The sequence below is a fragment of the Parapusillimonas sp. JC17 genome, assembly GCF_052180245.1.
GTDB lineage: Bacteria > Pseudomonadota > Gammaproteobacteria > Burkholderiales > Burkholderiaceae_B > Parapusillimonas.
The window spans coordinates 4,579,535-4,594,074 of record NZ_CP197474.1 but is presented as its reverse complement, the minus strand read 5'-3'; the positions used below and the strand labels follow the sequence as shown (position 1 = coordinate 4,594,074).

Genomic DNA, 14,540 nt, shown 5'->3' with positions numbered 1-14,540 from the left:
GGGGTCAGACCCCATGCGGGGTCTGACCCCTACACTGGCTAGGCTGCCAGCCGTCCTTCGGCCCAGCGAGCAATCCGCAGCAGCGCGGGGTCGGCGGCATAGCGGCCCACCAGTTGCACCCCTACGGGCAACCCGGTGGCGCCGGTGGTCACCGGCAGTTGCACGCAGGGCAAGCCCAATAAGGTCCAGCTTCGGCAAAATAGCGGGTCGCCGGTGCTGACCTCGAAACGGGGCGCCTCGCCTGCGGCGCCGGGCGTCAACAACAGGTCGTAGTCATTGAAGGCCACGTCCATGTCCCGCCTGGCAAGCTCGGCGTTCGCCAGGTTTTCCTGATGTCTTTGAAATGTGATGGACTCGCCGCGCTGAAGCAAGGCGGTGAGCGACGGGCTGATTTGTTCGGCGGCGGTAAGCCGTTCGTGGCTCAGCGCCTGGAACGCCTCGAATGCCATGATTTCCTGCTGGATGTCTACCAGGCCGGCAAAGGAACCGGGCAGCGAGGCATCGGAAACCGTGGCCCCCGCCCGCGAAAGCGCGATGCCGGCCGATTCAAGGGCGGCCTGGGCATCGGGATCCGCCGCGTCCCACCAGGGCGTACGGCAAAGGCCGATACGGGCGGTTCCTTGCCAGTCCAGATCCAGCAGCCTTCGATCATGGGTGAGTGCGGCGACAAGCAGTGCCACGTCTTCCACGCTGCGCGCCAGGGCTCCAACGGTATCCAGGGATTCGCTGAGGCTTTTGATGCCGGCTCGCGTCACGTGGTTGAAACTGGGCTTGTACCCTACGATTCCGCAGAAAGCGGCGGGACGGACGATGGAGCCGGCCGTTTGCGTGCCGAAGGCCAGATGGCTCATGTAGTCGGCAACGGCGGCCGCCGAGCCGCTGGATGAGCCGCCCGGTGTGTGATCGGGATTCACCGGGTTGCGCGTCGGGCCCGGCTGAAAGGTGGCGAACTCCGTGCTGACGGTTTTCCCCAGGATAACCGCCCCGGCCTGGCGGCACAGCGCTACGCTGGCGGCGTCGGACTTGGGGCGGTGGCCGTGATAAATGGGTGAACCATAGGTGGCCGGCAGGTCGGCCGTATCGAACAAGTCTTTGACGCCCAGCGTCAGGCCGTGCAGCAGGCCTTGTATGGGTCCGCGGTCCAGTTGGCGTGCGCGCTCGATGGCTGCGTCGGCTTGCACGCAGGTCCAGGCCTTTATGATTGGTTCGCGGGCCTGGATGCGATCAAGGCAGGCGCGAGTCAGTTGTTCGGCGGTGATTTCCCTGCTGGCAAGCAGGCGTGCCGCCTGCATGGCCCCCAGCCGCTCGGGCGAACTGCCCGGCGCCGTCCTGTTTGCTTGGCTCATGACAGGCACCAGCTGTGTATGGCCTTGGCATAGATGTCCCGGGCCTCGGTGATGCGATGCACAGGGCAGAACTCGTCGGTCTGGTGGGCCATGTGCGAATCGCCGGGCCCCAAGACCAAGGTCGGCGGGTTGCCCAGCGGGGCGCGCAACACCGCCGCATCGGTAAAGTAGGAAACGATGCGCGAGGTCGGCCCATGCGGGCAGGATGCCGCGACTTCGCCGGCCCACTGGTCCGAGGGCTCGGTGTAGACGCTTTCCAGGTCGATGAGCGTTTCGATTTCAAGATCGGTGCCGACCACCTTGCGCACGTGCTTCAGGATGTCGGCGTGCCGCTGGCCGGCCACGCTGCGTATGTCGACGAGAATCTCGGCCGCATCGGGCACCGAATTGACGTTGATGCCGCCATTGATTACGCCGACGTTCAGCGTGGGTTTGCCCATGAGGGGATGGGGAGCCTGCTGGAAATCGAGGTTCTGCAAGGCAAGCGCCGCGGCGGCAATCTTGTAGATGGCGTTGTCGCCGCGTTCAGGCATCGAGCCGTGGGCGGTGACGCCCTTGGCCCGGATCTTCAGCCACAGGGCGCCCTTGTGACCGAGCAGCGGCTCGTTGGACGTGGGTTCGGCCACGATCAGGGCGCCCGCACTGCCCATCAGGTCGCGGATTTCAGGTTCGTTGATCAAATGGGCGGCACCTTCGCAGCCGGTTTCTTCTCCGGCGGTAATGACCAGCGTCAGCCCTGCCGTGTCCTTGATTTGGTCGGCCATGTCGATGGCGGCGGCCGTGAACGCAGCAACGCCGCTTTTCATGTCGGCTGTCCCGCGCCCGTACATCTTGCCGTCGACGATTTCCGCGGCGAAGGGATCATGGGTCCAGGCTGCGGCACCCAGCGGCACGACGTCGACGTGCCCTGTGAAGGCCAGCGGAAGCTTGTGGTGCTGGCGGCCGATACGCGCAACGAGGCTGTTGCGGCGCGGGGCGAACTCGACCTGGCGGCATGTGAAGCCTGCTTGCGTCAACAGCTGTTCAAGGTGGTTGGTGCATTGGTCCTCGTGCCCCGGCGTATTGATGGTGTTCATGCGCACCAGGGTTTGCGTGAGGGCGACGGGGTCGATGGGCGAGCGCATTGTGAATCTCCGTTGACGGCCCTAGCCAAAGTAGGCGGCGCGGACTTCCGTGTTTTCAGTGAGTTCCTGGGCGGTGCCTTGCGCCACCAGACGTCCCTGCGAAAGCACGTAGCCGTAGTCGGAAATGGACAGCGTCTGGCGGGCGTTCTGTTCTACCAGAAGTATGGTCATGCCGCGTTTATTGATTTCGCTGATTACCCGGAAGTTCTCTTTGACGAAGAGCGGCGACAGGCCGAGCGAAGGCTCGTCCAGGATCAGCATTTTCGGATTGGCCATCAGGCCCCGGCCGATCGACAGCATGGCCTGTTCGCCGCCGGACATGGTGCCCGCCAGTTGGGCGCGGCGCTCCAGCAGCCGGGGAAAGATCTCGTAGACATCGGCCGCGCGCCGTTTGAGTTCGGCTTCGTCCGACAACTGATACGCGCCGACGCGCAGGTTTTCTTCGACGGTCAGCTTGGGGAACACCTTGCGGCCTTCCGGAATGCAGGCGATGCCCCGGCTGACGATCTTATGCGTGGGCAGGCCCAGCAATGAAACGCCCTCGAACTCGATCTGCCCGCGATTGGGCGGTGTCAGGCCGAGGATGGAGCGGATGAGGGTCGACTTGCCCGAGCCGTTCGAGCCCAGTATGCAGGTGATCTTTCCTTGTATCGCCTCGAGCGAGACGCCGTGCAGGACGTCGATACGGTCATACGCCGTTGCGATCTCGGTGACCTTGAGATGCGCCGTCATGATTCTTGCTCCTGGCCCAGGTAGGCGATTTGCACCTCGCGGTCGGCCACGATTTCCTCGTAGCTGCCTTCCGCGATCTTCCGGCCGAAATTGAGGACGGCGCAGCGGTCGGTGATGCGTTGAATCACATTCATTTCGTGTTCGATGATGACAATGGTGAACGGCTTCAGCAGTTGGCGGACCTGCAGGATGTCGTCCATGAGCTCGGTGGTTTCATCATGGGTCATGCCTGCTGACGGTTCGTCGAGCAGCAGCAAGCGGGGGCTGTTCAGCAAGGCGCGGCAGATTTCGACACGCCGGCGGTCGATCATGGTGAGCGCCGAGGTCGGCTGGAAGAGCTTGTCGGGCAGGCCCGGATTGAAGGTCCGCAGCAGCGTGAGTGCCTTGTCGACCATTTCGTCGTACTGTTTCCTTAACTGCGCGCGGCGGAAAATATTGAACATCAGCCCCGTGTTCAAGTGCTGGTAGTTCCCGATGACCATGTTATCGAACACGGTCAGCGACAGCGAAAGCCTGGATCGCTGGAAGGTGCGCGTGACACCATGGCCATACACTTCCTGCGGCGACTTCGTGCTGATGTCCTCGCTGCCCAGCATGATCCGGCCGGATGCCGCCGTATAGAGCCCGGTGACCACATTGAAGAAAGTCGTCTTTCCGGATCCGTTGGGGCCCAGCAGGCCCATGACCTCGCCTTCATAGACGGTCAGGTTCAGCGCATCGAGTGCGGTCAGGCCGCCGAAGCGGACGGTCAGGTCGCATGCGGTAAGTAGCGGCGTGCTCATGCTTTGCTTTGCCCAGGAAAATAGCTCCGGATGGAGCGTGGAAGCAGGCCGGCGGGACGGAACAGCAATATGGCGATGACCAGTATCCCGTACAGCAGGAAGCGATATTCTTGGATGAACTGCAGCTTCTCGGGCAAGATGAGGATGATGGCGGCCGCCGGCAAAATGCCCCATGGGTTGCCGATCCCGCCCAGAAGCACCATGGAAACCAGAATGAGCGAGTCGGCGAAAGTGAAGTTATTGGGCGCAACGTAGCTGGTCAGCAGCCCATACACCGCGCCGGCGATGCCCACCAGGAAATTTCCCAGGGTGAAGGCAATGATCTTCATGCGCGCGATGGGTATGCCGAAAACGGAAGCGGCGATTTCATCGGTGCGTACGACGTCCATCGAGACGCCGATCCAGGAACGTTCAAGCCTGCGCACCAGCACGAATGCCAGCACGCAAAGGATCAGGCTGAGCACCGCATAGTTGGCATAGAACGAGATCTCGGTTTCGCCGATGGTGATGTTTTCGTTGAGTTCCCAGCCGAAGATGTTCATGCGCGGTATCCGCAAGCCTTGCGGCCCGCCCAGCACGTCATTGACTTCGAGAAAGGTCTTGAACAGGACGCCGAACGCGATGGTGACCAAGGCGGCGTAGTGCCCGCGCGTGCGAAGCACCGGCAAGATAAGCAATGAGCCGATGAGGGCGGCGAAGACGCCGCCTATGAACAGAATCAGCAAATGCGGGGTTCCGGTGTGCTCGGCCAGCACAGCGGCCGTGTAGCTGCCGATGCCGAAGAAGGCGGCGCCCGCGAAATTGAGGACGCCGCAATACCCGAACTGGATGTTCAGACCGAATCCGGCAATGGAATACAGCAATACCGTGCAGATCAGCAGCAGGGCGAAGTGATTGTCGAAAAAGGCGGCGACCAGCAACAAGGTGCCGACGACGCAGCCGACGCCCAGGGCGCGGGGATAGGCATTGTTAGCCGTGACCAAGGGCGGCGTTACGCGCAGCCAGCGCGCCGCCAGGACCAATACGACGCTCACGCCGATCATGAGGCCGACCTCTTGTTCGGTTTCCGCGTGCAGCATGCTCCACGCAAAAATGAACACGATGGCCAGGCTGACAAGAAGCAGGGCTCGGGACCCTTTCAGTGTATGAAGCATGGTTAATAGGCCCTAAACTCGTTCGCTGACGCGTTCTGCTATCAGGCCGGAAGGTTTCCAGGCCAGAAGGATGATGACGACCGCAAATGCGAAGACATCCTTGTATGCGCTGGGTATGCCTTGCCCCAGCATGGGAAGCATGACGGCGCCCACAGTTTGCAGCGCGGCGAAGAGAAAGCCGCCCAGAATGGCGCCATACACGTTCGTCAGCCCGCCCAGGATGGCCGCGGAGAAGCCGATGATGCCCAGCAGCAGCCCGATGCCGAAGTTGATTTCGCTGTAGTACAGCCCGTTCATGACACCGCCGACCGCCGCCATCGCCGAGCCCAGGCCGAAGGTAAGGAGCACGATCCAATGGAAGTTGATGCCCATGACGCGGGCTGTCTCGCCGTCCTGGGCGACTGCGCGGATGGCCAGCCCCAGCTTGGTGCGGGTGATGACATAGTGCAGCGCGACGATGGTTGCCAAGCCTGTTGCGAGAAGGATGGCGCTGTCCGCCCGTATGGAAAAGGCGCCCAGGTGGAGCTCTTGTTCGGGCAGCAAACGGGGGAAGGGCTTGGAGTTGGAGCCGTCGGGGTAGAACAGGCGCACCAGTTCGCGTACGACCAGGCCGAGCATGAGCGTGACCAGCAAAGTGTTCAGCGGCGGGGCGTCCTTGAGCGGCAAGACGAGGTATTTCGCCACCAGGGCGCCAACCACCGCAATGACCAGCATCGAGATGGCCAGCATGATCAATATCTGGATCCATGGGTTCACGACGCCAATGGCGTCCAGCCCCAGATACGTGACCAGCGCCGTGAACGCACCCAGCATCAGGACATCGCCGTGCGCGAACTGGATGACGTCCATGACGCCGAAGAAAAGGGTAAAGCCCACAGCCACCATTGCGTAGATCATGCCCAGCATGAGTCCATTCACAAGATACTGGCTAAACACTTCCATGCTCATGTGTACTTCTCCAAGCGGTGATTCTTCAGCGTCCCTTCAGCTTGCGCTTGCCTGCCGCGTATTCGCTGTCTTCCCAGATCACCCACTTGCCGTCCTGCGCGACATAGGTGGACACCAGCGGCACGATGTTCTGCCCGTGATCGTCGAAAGTGACCTTGCCGATGATCGTGTCGGCATCGGCGGTTTCTTCGAGCTCGGCCAGCACTTTCTTGCGATTGGGGCCTACTTTTTCGATGGCATCGATGATGAGGTCGGTGGCGGCGTATGCGAAGGGGCCATAGGCATCGGGCGGCTGCGAATAGCCTTGCTTCTGGTAGGCGTCGGAGAACTCTTTGCCATGGGGGAGCTTTTCGAGCGGCGCGCCTTCCAGGAAGGCCAGCGAGCCTTCCGCCAGGTCTTTGCCCAGGCCTTCGATGTAAGCATCGGACTTGATGCCCGAGGTGCCTTGCAGCTGGGCGGCGATGCCCAGTTTGTCCATTTGCGAGCGGATGCGTATGCCCAGCGGCGTCAGGCCCCCGAAGAACACGACTTCAGGGTTGAGTTCCTTGATTCTGGTGAGTTCGGCGGTGAAGTCCTGCTGGTCGGACATGACCCCGAAGGTGCCGACGATTTCGCCGCCATGCTTCTTCAGGGACTCGGAAAAGTATTTGTTATGTCCCTTGCCGTAGTCGGTGGTGTCGTGGATGACGGCCCACTTCTTGTAGCCTTGCTTCGCCATGAACTCGGCGGCAACCTGATTCTGGTTGATCATGGTGCCGTTGATGCGGTGCACTTCCTTGAGCTTGCGGCCATAGGTGATTTCAGGCAGCACCGCGCCCCAGACCACGATGGGCAAGCCAAATCGACTGTAGACGTCGATGGCGCTGATGGCGACGGCCGAGCAATAATTGGTCACTCCGGCAATGATGGACTTGTCGGACGCCGCCTTGGTGGCGACCTGGACGCCGACGTTCGGCTTGCATTCGTCGTCCAGCACGACGAGTTCGTAGTTGTACTTGGACTGCGGGTCGCTATTGCGTTGCTTGACCGCCAGGTCGGCGGAGTTTCGCCCGCCCAGCCCGATGGCCGAAGAGCCGCCGGTCAGCGGGCCGATGAAGGTGATTTTCACCGTGTCCTTGGCCTGGACGGACGGTGCCAGCAGCAAGCCGGACGTCAGCGCGACTGCGGCGAAGGTACGTAAGAACAAAGCCTGTCTCATTGCCTCTCCTTGACGAATGACGCAAGGATGCCGTGCATGATTGCACCGGCATCCTGGGAACGCCATCTGATGGTTGTGATGAGTGATTGCGTTGTTCGCAATGTCGGGTCGCTGCGCGGTACGGTTTTTTTTATACGCTTATGGCGTTCCGCATGTGGGCAGGAATGGCCCGTGGCAGGCGACGACTGTTTTCTGGCTCTATCTTGAATGCTGCAACACAACGGCGATACTGGGGTAAATACTAGTTTGAGCGCCCGCCGAAGGCAGACCTCCAAGCCAGGGGTCAGACCCCATACTGGGTCTGACCCCGATAGCTACTTGGCCAGCTTCCAGGCGCCATTCTCAAGCCACGGGTCAGACCCCGTACGGGGTCTGACCCCGCATAGCTACTTGACCAGTTTCCAGGCGCCATTCTGAACGGTGATGAGCTCGCGGCCGCGGTCGTCGAAGCCGCTGTGGTCTTCCGGGCTCATGTTGTAGACGCCTTGCGTGGCCACCAGCTCGCGCGTTTTTTCCAGGGCGTCGCGCAGCGCGCTGCGGAACTCTTTCGTGCCTGGCTGCGCGGTCTTGGCAGCCACCGGGATGGCTTGTTCCAGCAGCAGGCCCGCATCATAGACGTTGGCGCCAAAGGTGGCGGGCTTTTCTCCGAAGCGCTTCTGATACTGGTCGATATAGTCGACGGCGACCTTCTTGGAAGGATTGCCGTCATCGATTTCCGGCAGTACCAGCATCAGGCTGGCCGCCAGGATGGTGCCTTCGACCTCTTTGCCGCCCAGGCTAAGGAAGGCCGGCAGCGCCGCGCCATGCGTCTGGTAGAACTTGCCCTTGTAGCCCTGCTTGGCCAGCGTCGCCTGCGGCAGCACGGCGGCTGATCCGGTGCCTGCGACCAGGACGGCGTCGGGCTTGGCGGAGAGCACCTTGAGCGCCTGGCCGGTGACCGAGCTGTCCGAGCGTTGATAGCGCTCGACCGCCACGATCTTGATGTTGTTCTGTTTGGCCAGGTCCGAGAACACCTTCAGCCAGTTTTCGCCGTAGGCGTCGTTCAGCCCGATGAAGGCCGCGGTCTTGATGTTGGAGCTTGCCATGTGGCTGACCAGCGCCTTGGCGATGATGTCGTCGTTCTGCGTGGTCTTGAAAACCCATTTCTTTTCGGGTGTCATGGGCAGCACCACCGCGGCGGTGCCGACGGGCGCCAGCATGGGCGTGCCCGACTCGGCGGCGAACTGGATGACACCCATGGCATTGGGCGAACCCGAGGGCCCGATCAGCGCGTCGACCTTTTGCTCGGTAATGAGCTTCTTGAAGGAGGTGACCGATTGGGTGGGATCGCTGGCATCGTCGAGCGAAATGTATTCGACGGTCAGATCGCCGATTTTCTTGGGCAGAAGCGCCACCGTGTTCTTCTGGGGAATGCCGATCAGGGCGGTAGGGCCGGTGGACGAGGTCACGACGCCGACCTTGACTTGCGCATGGACGACGCCGGCGGCCAGCATGGCTGCGGAAACGGCGAGCATTTTTAATAGCATGGGTGTGTCTCCTTCATAATATTTGATGTTTCAACTAAATATAAGGGTAGCGTCGAAGCTTGTAAAGATGATTTCTAGGGCCGGCGCCGCCTGCCTTTTAGCGTTGACAGCCCCTAGATACTGATGGAGCTCACGCTAGCGCCCCCGCATACATACAGGGTCTGGCCCGTCACGAAGCTGTTTGCCGGGTCGGAAAAGAACATGACGGCGCGTGCCACGTCGTCTGGCCGGCCGATGCGCTGGACCGGTATCCCGCGGGCGATGTTGCGCTCCCGTTCGCTGCCGGCCGGAATCACGTCATGGAACATGTCTGTCTGGATGGGGCCGGGCGCGACCACATTGACCGTGATGCCTTTGGCGGCAAGCTCCAGGGACCAGGTGCGCGCCATGCCTATCATGCCTGCCTTGGTCGCCGAGTATGCGGTACGGGTGGGCAGGCCCAGGGCTCCGCGCGAAGACATCAGCACGATGCGCCCGAAGCCGCGCGCTTCCATGCCCGGCAGCGCCGCCTGGACCAGCGAGATGGCGGACCCGAGGTGTATCTGGGTGAGGCCCTGCAGGTCTTCCAGCCTGACATCGGGCAGCAGGTCGGGCCGGATCACACCGGCGTTGTGAACGATGTGGCTCACGGGGTGCTCGGCCGCGATTTCCTTCGAAGCCTGGGCGGTGGCCTCGGCGTCGAGCAGATCGACCAGCACGTGGCTCAGGCGCGGATGGCTGAAGTCCGGCGCGCGCCTCGCCATGGAAACCACCTGGTAGCCGGCATCCAGCATGTGGTGGCAGATCTCCGCGCCGATGCCGGCGCTTCCACCGGTCACGACCGCGGTATGTGTTGGATCGCTCATGGTTGTGTCCTTATGCCGCCTGGGACGGCGCCAGGGCGATAACGCGCAGGGGGCTGCCCGATCCCCGGCGTATTTTCAGGGGAGCCGCAAAGACCACGGCGCCTGTGGGCGGCAGCTGATCCAGGTTGGTCATGCACTGCAGGCCATAGCGGTTGTTGCCATGCATGAAGTAATGGCAGGGGAACGGGGGATCCAGGTGCTGGGCCTGACCGGTGTCGGTCCCTACGGATTCCGTCCCGAAGCCATGGACGTCGCGCTCCTTGACCAGCCAGGGCACGACCTCGGCGTCCGGACCGGGCGAATGCGCGCCGTCTTCGCGCATATTCAGGTATTCGGCGGGCTTTTCGCGCTTGGACCAGTCCGTGCGCATGAATACCCAGGATCTGGGCGGGATCTTTCCGTGGGTGGCTTCCCATTGCCGGACCACGTCGATGGTAAGCAGGAAATCGGGATTCTTCGCGGACTCGGCCGAGCAATCGATGACGCAGGCCTCGGCGATGAAGGCGGACAAGGGAATGGTATCCACGGTGTTGTCGGGAAGGTCCTTGCCGCTGACCCAGTGCACGGGGGCGTCGAAATGGGTCCCGGTGTGTTCCGACATGGAAAAATTGTTCCAGTACCAGGCGGGACCGCGCTCGTCATAGCGGGAAATCTCTTCGATACGGAAGGGCCAGGCTTGCCCGAATTCGGGAGGCAGGACAATGGTCGGGAATTCGGGAGTCAGGGTTTCGGTCAGGTCGACCATGCGGATCTTGCCCGACACGAGCTCCGCCATGAAAAGGGATAGTGCCGAAGTGGCCATGATGTCTCCTGTGGAATGTGTTCGTCTGTTCGGCGCAGTGGTTCAGGACGGCGCGCCCAGTTCTCTTTCCAGGCCTTTGGGGTTGTCGCGCATACGCGCCAGGAGCTCCTGCGCGATATCGCCTACATACACGTCCTCGGTGCCTTCCCGCAGCGCACGCACGGCTGCCTGCGCCAGGGCTTGCGGGTTGACGCGAGGCGGGGGCGTGAGCTGTTCCCATTCGTGGTCGATGGGGCCTGAAAACACATTGACGACGCGCACGCCCGATTGAAGAAACTCATTGCGCAGGCATTGCGCCACCGACAGCGCGGCCGCCTGGGAGGCCGACCAGATGCCGCGCGCGGGCAAATTCATGTGAGCGTAGATCGACAGCATGTTCACCCACGCCACCGCGCTGTTGACGCCATCGGCGGCGCGTGCGGCCATGCCCGGACCGAAGTGCTGCGCCAGGCGCATGAGCCCCAGGCAATGGATATCCAGCGCATCGCGCGCCTTGTTCATGTCGCGATTGCGCAGCACGCCCCCGTCGCGTTCGTAGCTTGCGGTATTGATCAGTATGTCGACTTTGCCGCCGATCGAGCGCGACACCCGTTCCACCGAGTCCGAGTCGGTGATATTCAGGTCTTGCCGTTGAACGCGGCCATCCGCGCACAAGGCCTCGAAGGCGCTGGATGTCCTCCAGGCTTCCGGGTCCCCCGCAAAAATCGAAGCGGCGCCCGCATCCAGCAGGGCCCGGATGACGGCCTGGCCGACGGCGGACTTGCCGTCGGTGACCAGCACACGCCGGAACTTGGGATCGCAGGACGTTTCCCGCAAGGTCTTGTCATCTTCCATATTGGGGCTTGCCTCGGTGGGTAGGGCGATCATGACGGCTTGTCCGCTGCGGTCGAGCTTCAGCGCCAGCCGGACGGCAGCGCCTTCCCGGCAGTCGCCGTGCACGTGCGCGACAACGGACGGCCCCGCGTGCATCTGGACCGTGCCGATGCGCCAGGGCAGCCGCTCGCGAAAATACAGATCGTTGCTGTGATGCAGGGTGGTAACCGCCAACAGGCGGCCTTGCGGGTTCACGGCCTGCCACGGCAATTGCTCGGAAAGGCAATGGACGCAGACCTCGCGCGGAGGATACTGCACGGTGCCGCATTCCTTGCAGACCTGGAGCTCGAAGCGCCCGGCCGCGGCCGCGGCGGTCAGGCCCAGTGCGCGCCGGCTTCTTGCGGCGGGCGGCCGGGTCGGCTGCCGGGTCCGGGCGACCGGGTCCTTCTTTGGAGGGCGGGTCAAGGGCTGGGTCATGTATCGCTCCTGGCCAGCAGCGCGGCGGCGGTGCACAGGCCGCGGTCGTAGTTGATCATGCCGAACCCGCTGACCAGGCCGACGCGCGCGTCGCGGACTTGGGCGTTGGCCTGATCCGTGAGCTGGCGCAGCGCCTCGACCATGCCCAGGTAGCCGCCGGCGGCGCCGGCCTGTCCGGCAGAAAGCTGGCCGCCGCTGGTATTGAAGGGAAAACTGCCATCGAACGTGAAGCTGTGCCGGCGGACGAAATCGGGCGCCTGCCCTTTCTCGCAGAAGCCCAGGTCTTCGAGCTGCATCATGTTGATGACGGGATAGTCATCGTAGGCCTGCATGAAATCGACGTCCTGCGGCGCCACTTGGGCATGTTCGTAGAATTCTTCAAGGTCCATGGTCCAGCCGCCGCGGACCTGAATCGGGTCCTCCGGCCAGGCATTGTGCCGCTCTATGGTGGACAGGATGCGCACATAGGGCAGATCCAGTTCAAGCGCGCGGTCCTCGCGCATGACCAGGAAGGCGTCGGCGCCGGCGCAGGGCATGACGCAATCGAACAAATGAATGGGGGCGGTGATCTCGCGGGCGGCCAGATATTGTTCCAGGCTCAGCGGCTTCTTCATGAGCGCATGGGGATTGCGCAAGGCATTCTCGCGCTGCGCCACGCACAGCCTGCCGAAGTCTTCGCGCGTGGCGCCGGTGGTACGCATGTAGTGACGGGTAAGCAGGGCGAAGCTGGCGTTGGGGCCGCCCGCGCCATATGGGTAGACGCCGTCCTGGGCGAAGCGGGAAAACTGGCTGACGGTGTGGCGGAAGGAGTCCACATGGTTGGTGTCCCCGGCCAGGCAGGCGACGATTCCGGCGTCGCCTGCCTGGACCGCCCGCGCGGCGCGGCGCAGGCCGATCACGCCGCTTGCGCCGCCCATGGGAATGTGATCCAGCCAGCGCGGCGACATGCCCAGATGCTGTGTCAGGCCGACTGCCGTGTCGGGCGCCAGCGTGAAGCTGGACACGCACATGCCGTCGATGTCGTGCTTTTCGATGCCCGCGCTTTGCACCAGCCCGCGCAGCGCCCGGCCCAGCCACCAATGGGCGCTTTCAACGGAGTAGCGCACATAAGGCACGGTGATGGGCGCGGCGGCGACCACGCCGTCGTACGACAGCCGCTTCATGTCACCGGCTCCTGGCGCTTCTTCATGGCCCGCGTATCGGTGCACCGTGCGCTGCCGGGCAGGCCGGCGGCCAGGGTTTTCAACTCGCCGCGCTGGATCTTGTTGGTGGCGGTCAAGGGCAGGGAGTCCAGGAAGGCGACATAGCCAGGCACCTTGTAGTAAGCAAGCTGCGTCAAGGCCCAGGCGACGATCTCGCGTGCCAGGGCGTCGACGGCCGTGGGCGCCGGCGGTTCGTGGCAGACGATGCAGGCCATGACCTCATCGCCACGCAGCTCGTCCGGCACGGCGGCGACCGCAACGGTCTTGATCGCGGGATGCTGCAGCAGCACGCTTTCCACTTCCACGGCGGCGATGTTTTCGCCGCTGCGGCGTATTACGTTCTTCTTGCGGTCCACGAAACGCAGATAGCCTTCCGCATCGCGCCTGACGATGTCGCCCGTATGGAACCACCCGTCCTTCCAGGCTTCCTGCGTGGCGGCATCGTCCTTCAGATAGCCCGCGAAGAAGCCGAAGCGCGGCCGATCGCCGGCATGCCGGACGAGCAGTTCTCCGTTTTCATCGATGTCCGCGTCCTGGCCGTTGTCGTTGACCAGCCTTACCTGGACTTCCGCTTCCGCCTTGCCGAAACAGCTGCTGCCGATGTGCCGGGGTTCGCGATTGGCAATGATGACGGCGCCGGCACCCGTTTCGGTCATGGCCCAGGCCTCCAGCAGCGGGAAACCGAAGCGCGTTTCAAAAGGCGCGTGCAGCGAGCGCTCTATGCCGGCGCCGAATCCGAAGCGGACCTGATGCGACGTGTCTTCGGGCGAAGGAGGCGCTTTCATGAGGATGGCGGGCATGACGCCAAGGTAATGGATGACCGTGGCCCGGCAGGCACGGACGGTTTCCCACCAGGTCCTGGGATGGAAGCGGTCGATTGCGATCAGGCATCCGCCTGTGCAGACCATGGCCATGAGGGAATAGGCCATGGCGTTCATGTGCACCAGCGGCAAGGGAGTGAGCATCCGCTCGTGGCCGGCACGCAGCTGGGCCAGCCCGCCGATGTCGCGATACCACCTGCCCGCCTGAAGAAAATATTCATTGGGCAGTATGCAGCCCTTGGGGCGGCCCGTGGTGCCGGAGGTATAGAGCAGGGCGCATTCCGTGGCGGCGCCGATGCCGGCCTGGCCGAGAGGCGCTTGGGCGATGGCAGCCGGCGGGGCATCGCCCGGCCCCATCAGAGCAAGGGGTCGATCCGCGGCGCGTGCCGCCTGGGCCAGCCCGGCATGCCGTTCGGGCAGGGAGATCGCCAGGAGAATCTCGGAATGGCCGATCAGGTATTCGAGTTCGGCCGCCCGCAGTTCGGCGTTGATCGGAACCACCGATACGCCCAGAGCATTCAGCGCGAACCAGTGCAGGATGAAGTCCGGCCGGTTCTCGAGCAGCAGGCCGACGCGGTGGCCATGCCCATAGCCGGACGCATGATAGCCGTCCTTCAGCCGCTCGATCCGGACTTGTGCCTGGCTGTAGCTCAGCTCGCCGGCCTCGATGCCATAGCTGTCGGCGGTCTCGGGAACCACGCACAGAAAAGGATGCTCCGGCCAACGTCGGGCCGAGTCGGTGAAAGCAAGATAAACCGTATCGGACACCT

The 14,540-nt window shown here is 63.1% G+C and carries 13 protein-coding genes; all 13 read right to left on the bottom strand.

What is annotated here, in order from left to right; translation table 11 throughout:
• Window positions 1-38: 38 nt before the first annotated feature.
• Complete coding sequence (locus tag ACSBPU_RS21985) at window positions 39-1,346, bottom strand: amidase (protein ID WP_442594226.1); 1,308 nt, start codon at window positions 1,344-1,346, stop codon at window positions 39-41.
• The gene (locus tag ACSBPU_RS21980) at window positions 1,343-2,470 is read right to left on the bottom strand and encodes a M20 family metallopeptidase (protein WP_442594224.1); all 1,128 of its coding nucleotides are present in this window, start codon (window positions 2,468-2,470) and stop codon (window positions 1,343-1,345) included. Before ACSBPU_RS21980 ends, ACSBPU_RS21985 begins: the two co-directional genes overlap by 4 nt.
• A gap of 21 nt (window positions 2,471-2,491) precedes the next feature.
• On the bottom strand, window positions 2,492-3,202 hold the full coding sequence (locus ACSBPU_RS21975) for an ABC transporter ATP-binding protein (protein ID WP_442594222.1): 711 nt from the start codon (window positions 3,200-3,202) through the stop codon (window positions 2,492-2,494).
• Entirely contained in the window at window positions 3,199-3,984 is a 786-nt protein-coding gene (locus tag ACSBPU_RS21970) for an ABC transporter ATP-binding protein (RefSeq protein ID WP_442594220.1), read from the bottom strand. Before ACSBPU_RS21970 ends, ACSBPU_RS21975 begins: the two co-directional genes overlap by 4 nt.
• Window positions 3,981-5,138, bottom strand: a complete 1,158-nt coding sequence (locus tag ACSBPU_RS21965; RefSeq protein WP_442594218.1) for a branched-chain amino acid ABC transporter permease — start codon at window positions 5,136-5,138, stop codon at window positions 3,981-3,983. The genes ACSBPU_RS21970 and ACSBPU_RS21965 overlap by 4 nt, the downstream gene beginning before the upstream one ends.
• A 12-nt stretch (window positions 5,139-5,150) precedes the next feature.
• Window positions 5,151-6,080, bottom strand: a complete 930-nt coding sequence (locus ACSBPU_RS21960) for a branched-chain amino acid ABC transporter permease (protein ID WP_442598483.1) — start codon at window positions 6,078-6,080, stop codon at window positions 5,151-5,153.
• A gap of 31 nt (window positions 6,081-6,111) precedes the next feature.
• Window positions 6,112-7,284, bottom strand: coding sequence for a branched-chain amino acid ABC transporter substrate-binding protein (locus ACSBPU_RS21955; RefSeq protein ID WP_442594216.1), 1,173 nt, complete (start codon window positions 7,282-7,284; stop codon window positions 6,112-6,114).
• 386 nt (window positions 7,285-7,670) lie between these two features.
• A complete protein-coding gene (locus tag ACSBPU_RS21950; RefSeq protein WP_442594214.1) occupies window positions 7,671-8,810 on the bottom strand; it encodes an ABC transporter substrate-binding protein in 1,140 nt (379 codons plus the stop codon).
• Window positions 8,811-8,923: 113 nt separating this feature from the next.
• Window positions 8,924-9,655, bottom strand: coding sequence for an SDR family oxidoreductase (locus ACSBPU_RS21945; protein WP_442594212.1), 732 nt, complete (start codon window positions 9,653-9,655; stop codon window positions 8,924-8,926).
• Between the two features lie 10 nt (window positions 9,656-9,665).
• Window positions 9,666-10,457: a cyclase family protein gene (locus tag ACSBPU_RS21940; RefSeq protein WP_442594210.1), complete on the bottom strand. Its 792-nt coding sequence runs from the start codon at window positions 10,455-10,457 to the stop codon at window positions 9,666-9,668.
• 42 nt (window positions 10,458-10,499) lie between these two features.
• Window positions 10,500-11,747, bottom strand: coding sequence for an SDR family NAD(P)-dependent oxidoreductase (locus tag ACSBPU_RS21935; RefSeq protein WP_442594208.1), 1,248 nt, complete (start codon window positions 11,745-11,747; stop codon window positions 10,500-10,502).
• Window positions 11,744-12,910, bottom strand: a complete 1,167-nt coding sequence (locus ACSBPU_RS21930; RefSeq protein WP_442594206.1) for a thiolase family protein — start codon at window positions 12,908-12,910, stop codon at window positions 11,744-11,746. The genes ACSBPU_RS21935 and ACSBPU_RS21930 overlap by 4 nt, the downstream gene beginning before the upstream one ends.
• Window positions 12,907-14,538 carry an AMP-binding protein gene (locus ACSBPU_RS21925; RefSeq protein ID WP_442598481.1) on the bottom strand — a complete coding sequence of 544 codons (1,632 nt, stop codon included), beginning with the start codon at window positions 14,536-14,538 and terminating at the stop codon, window positions 12,907-12,909. Before ACSBPU_RS21925 ends, ACSBPU_RS21930 begins: the two co-directional genes overlap by 4 nt.
• Between the last annotated feature and the right edge of the window lie 2 nt (window positions 14,539-14,540).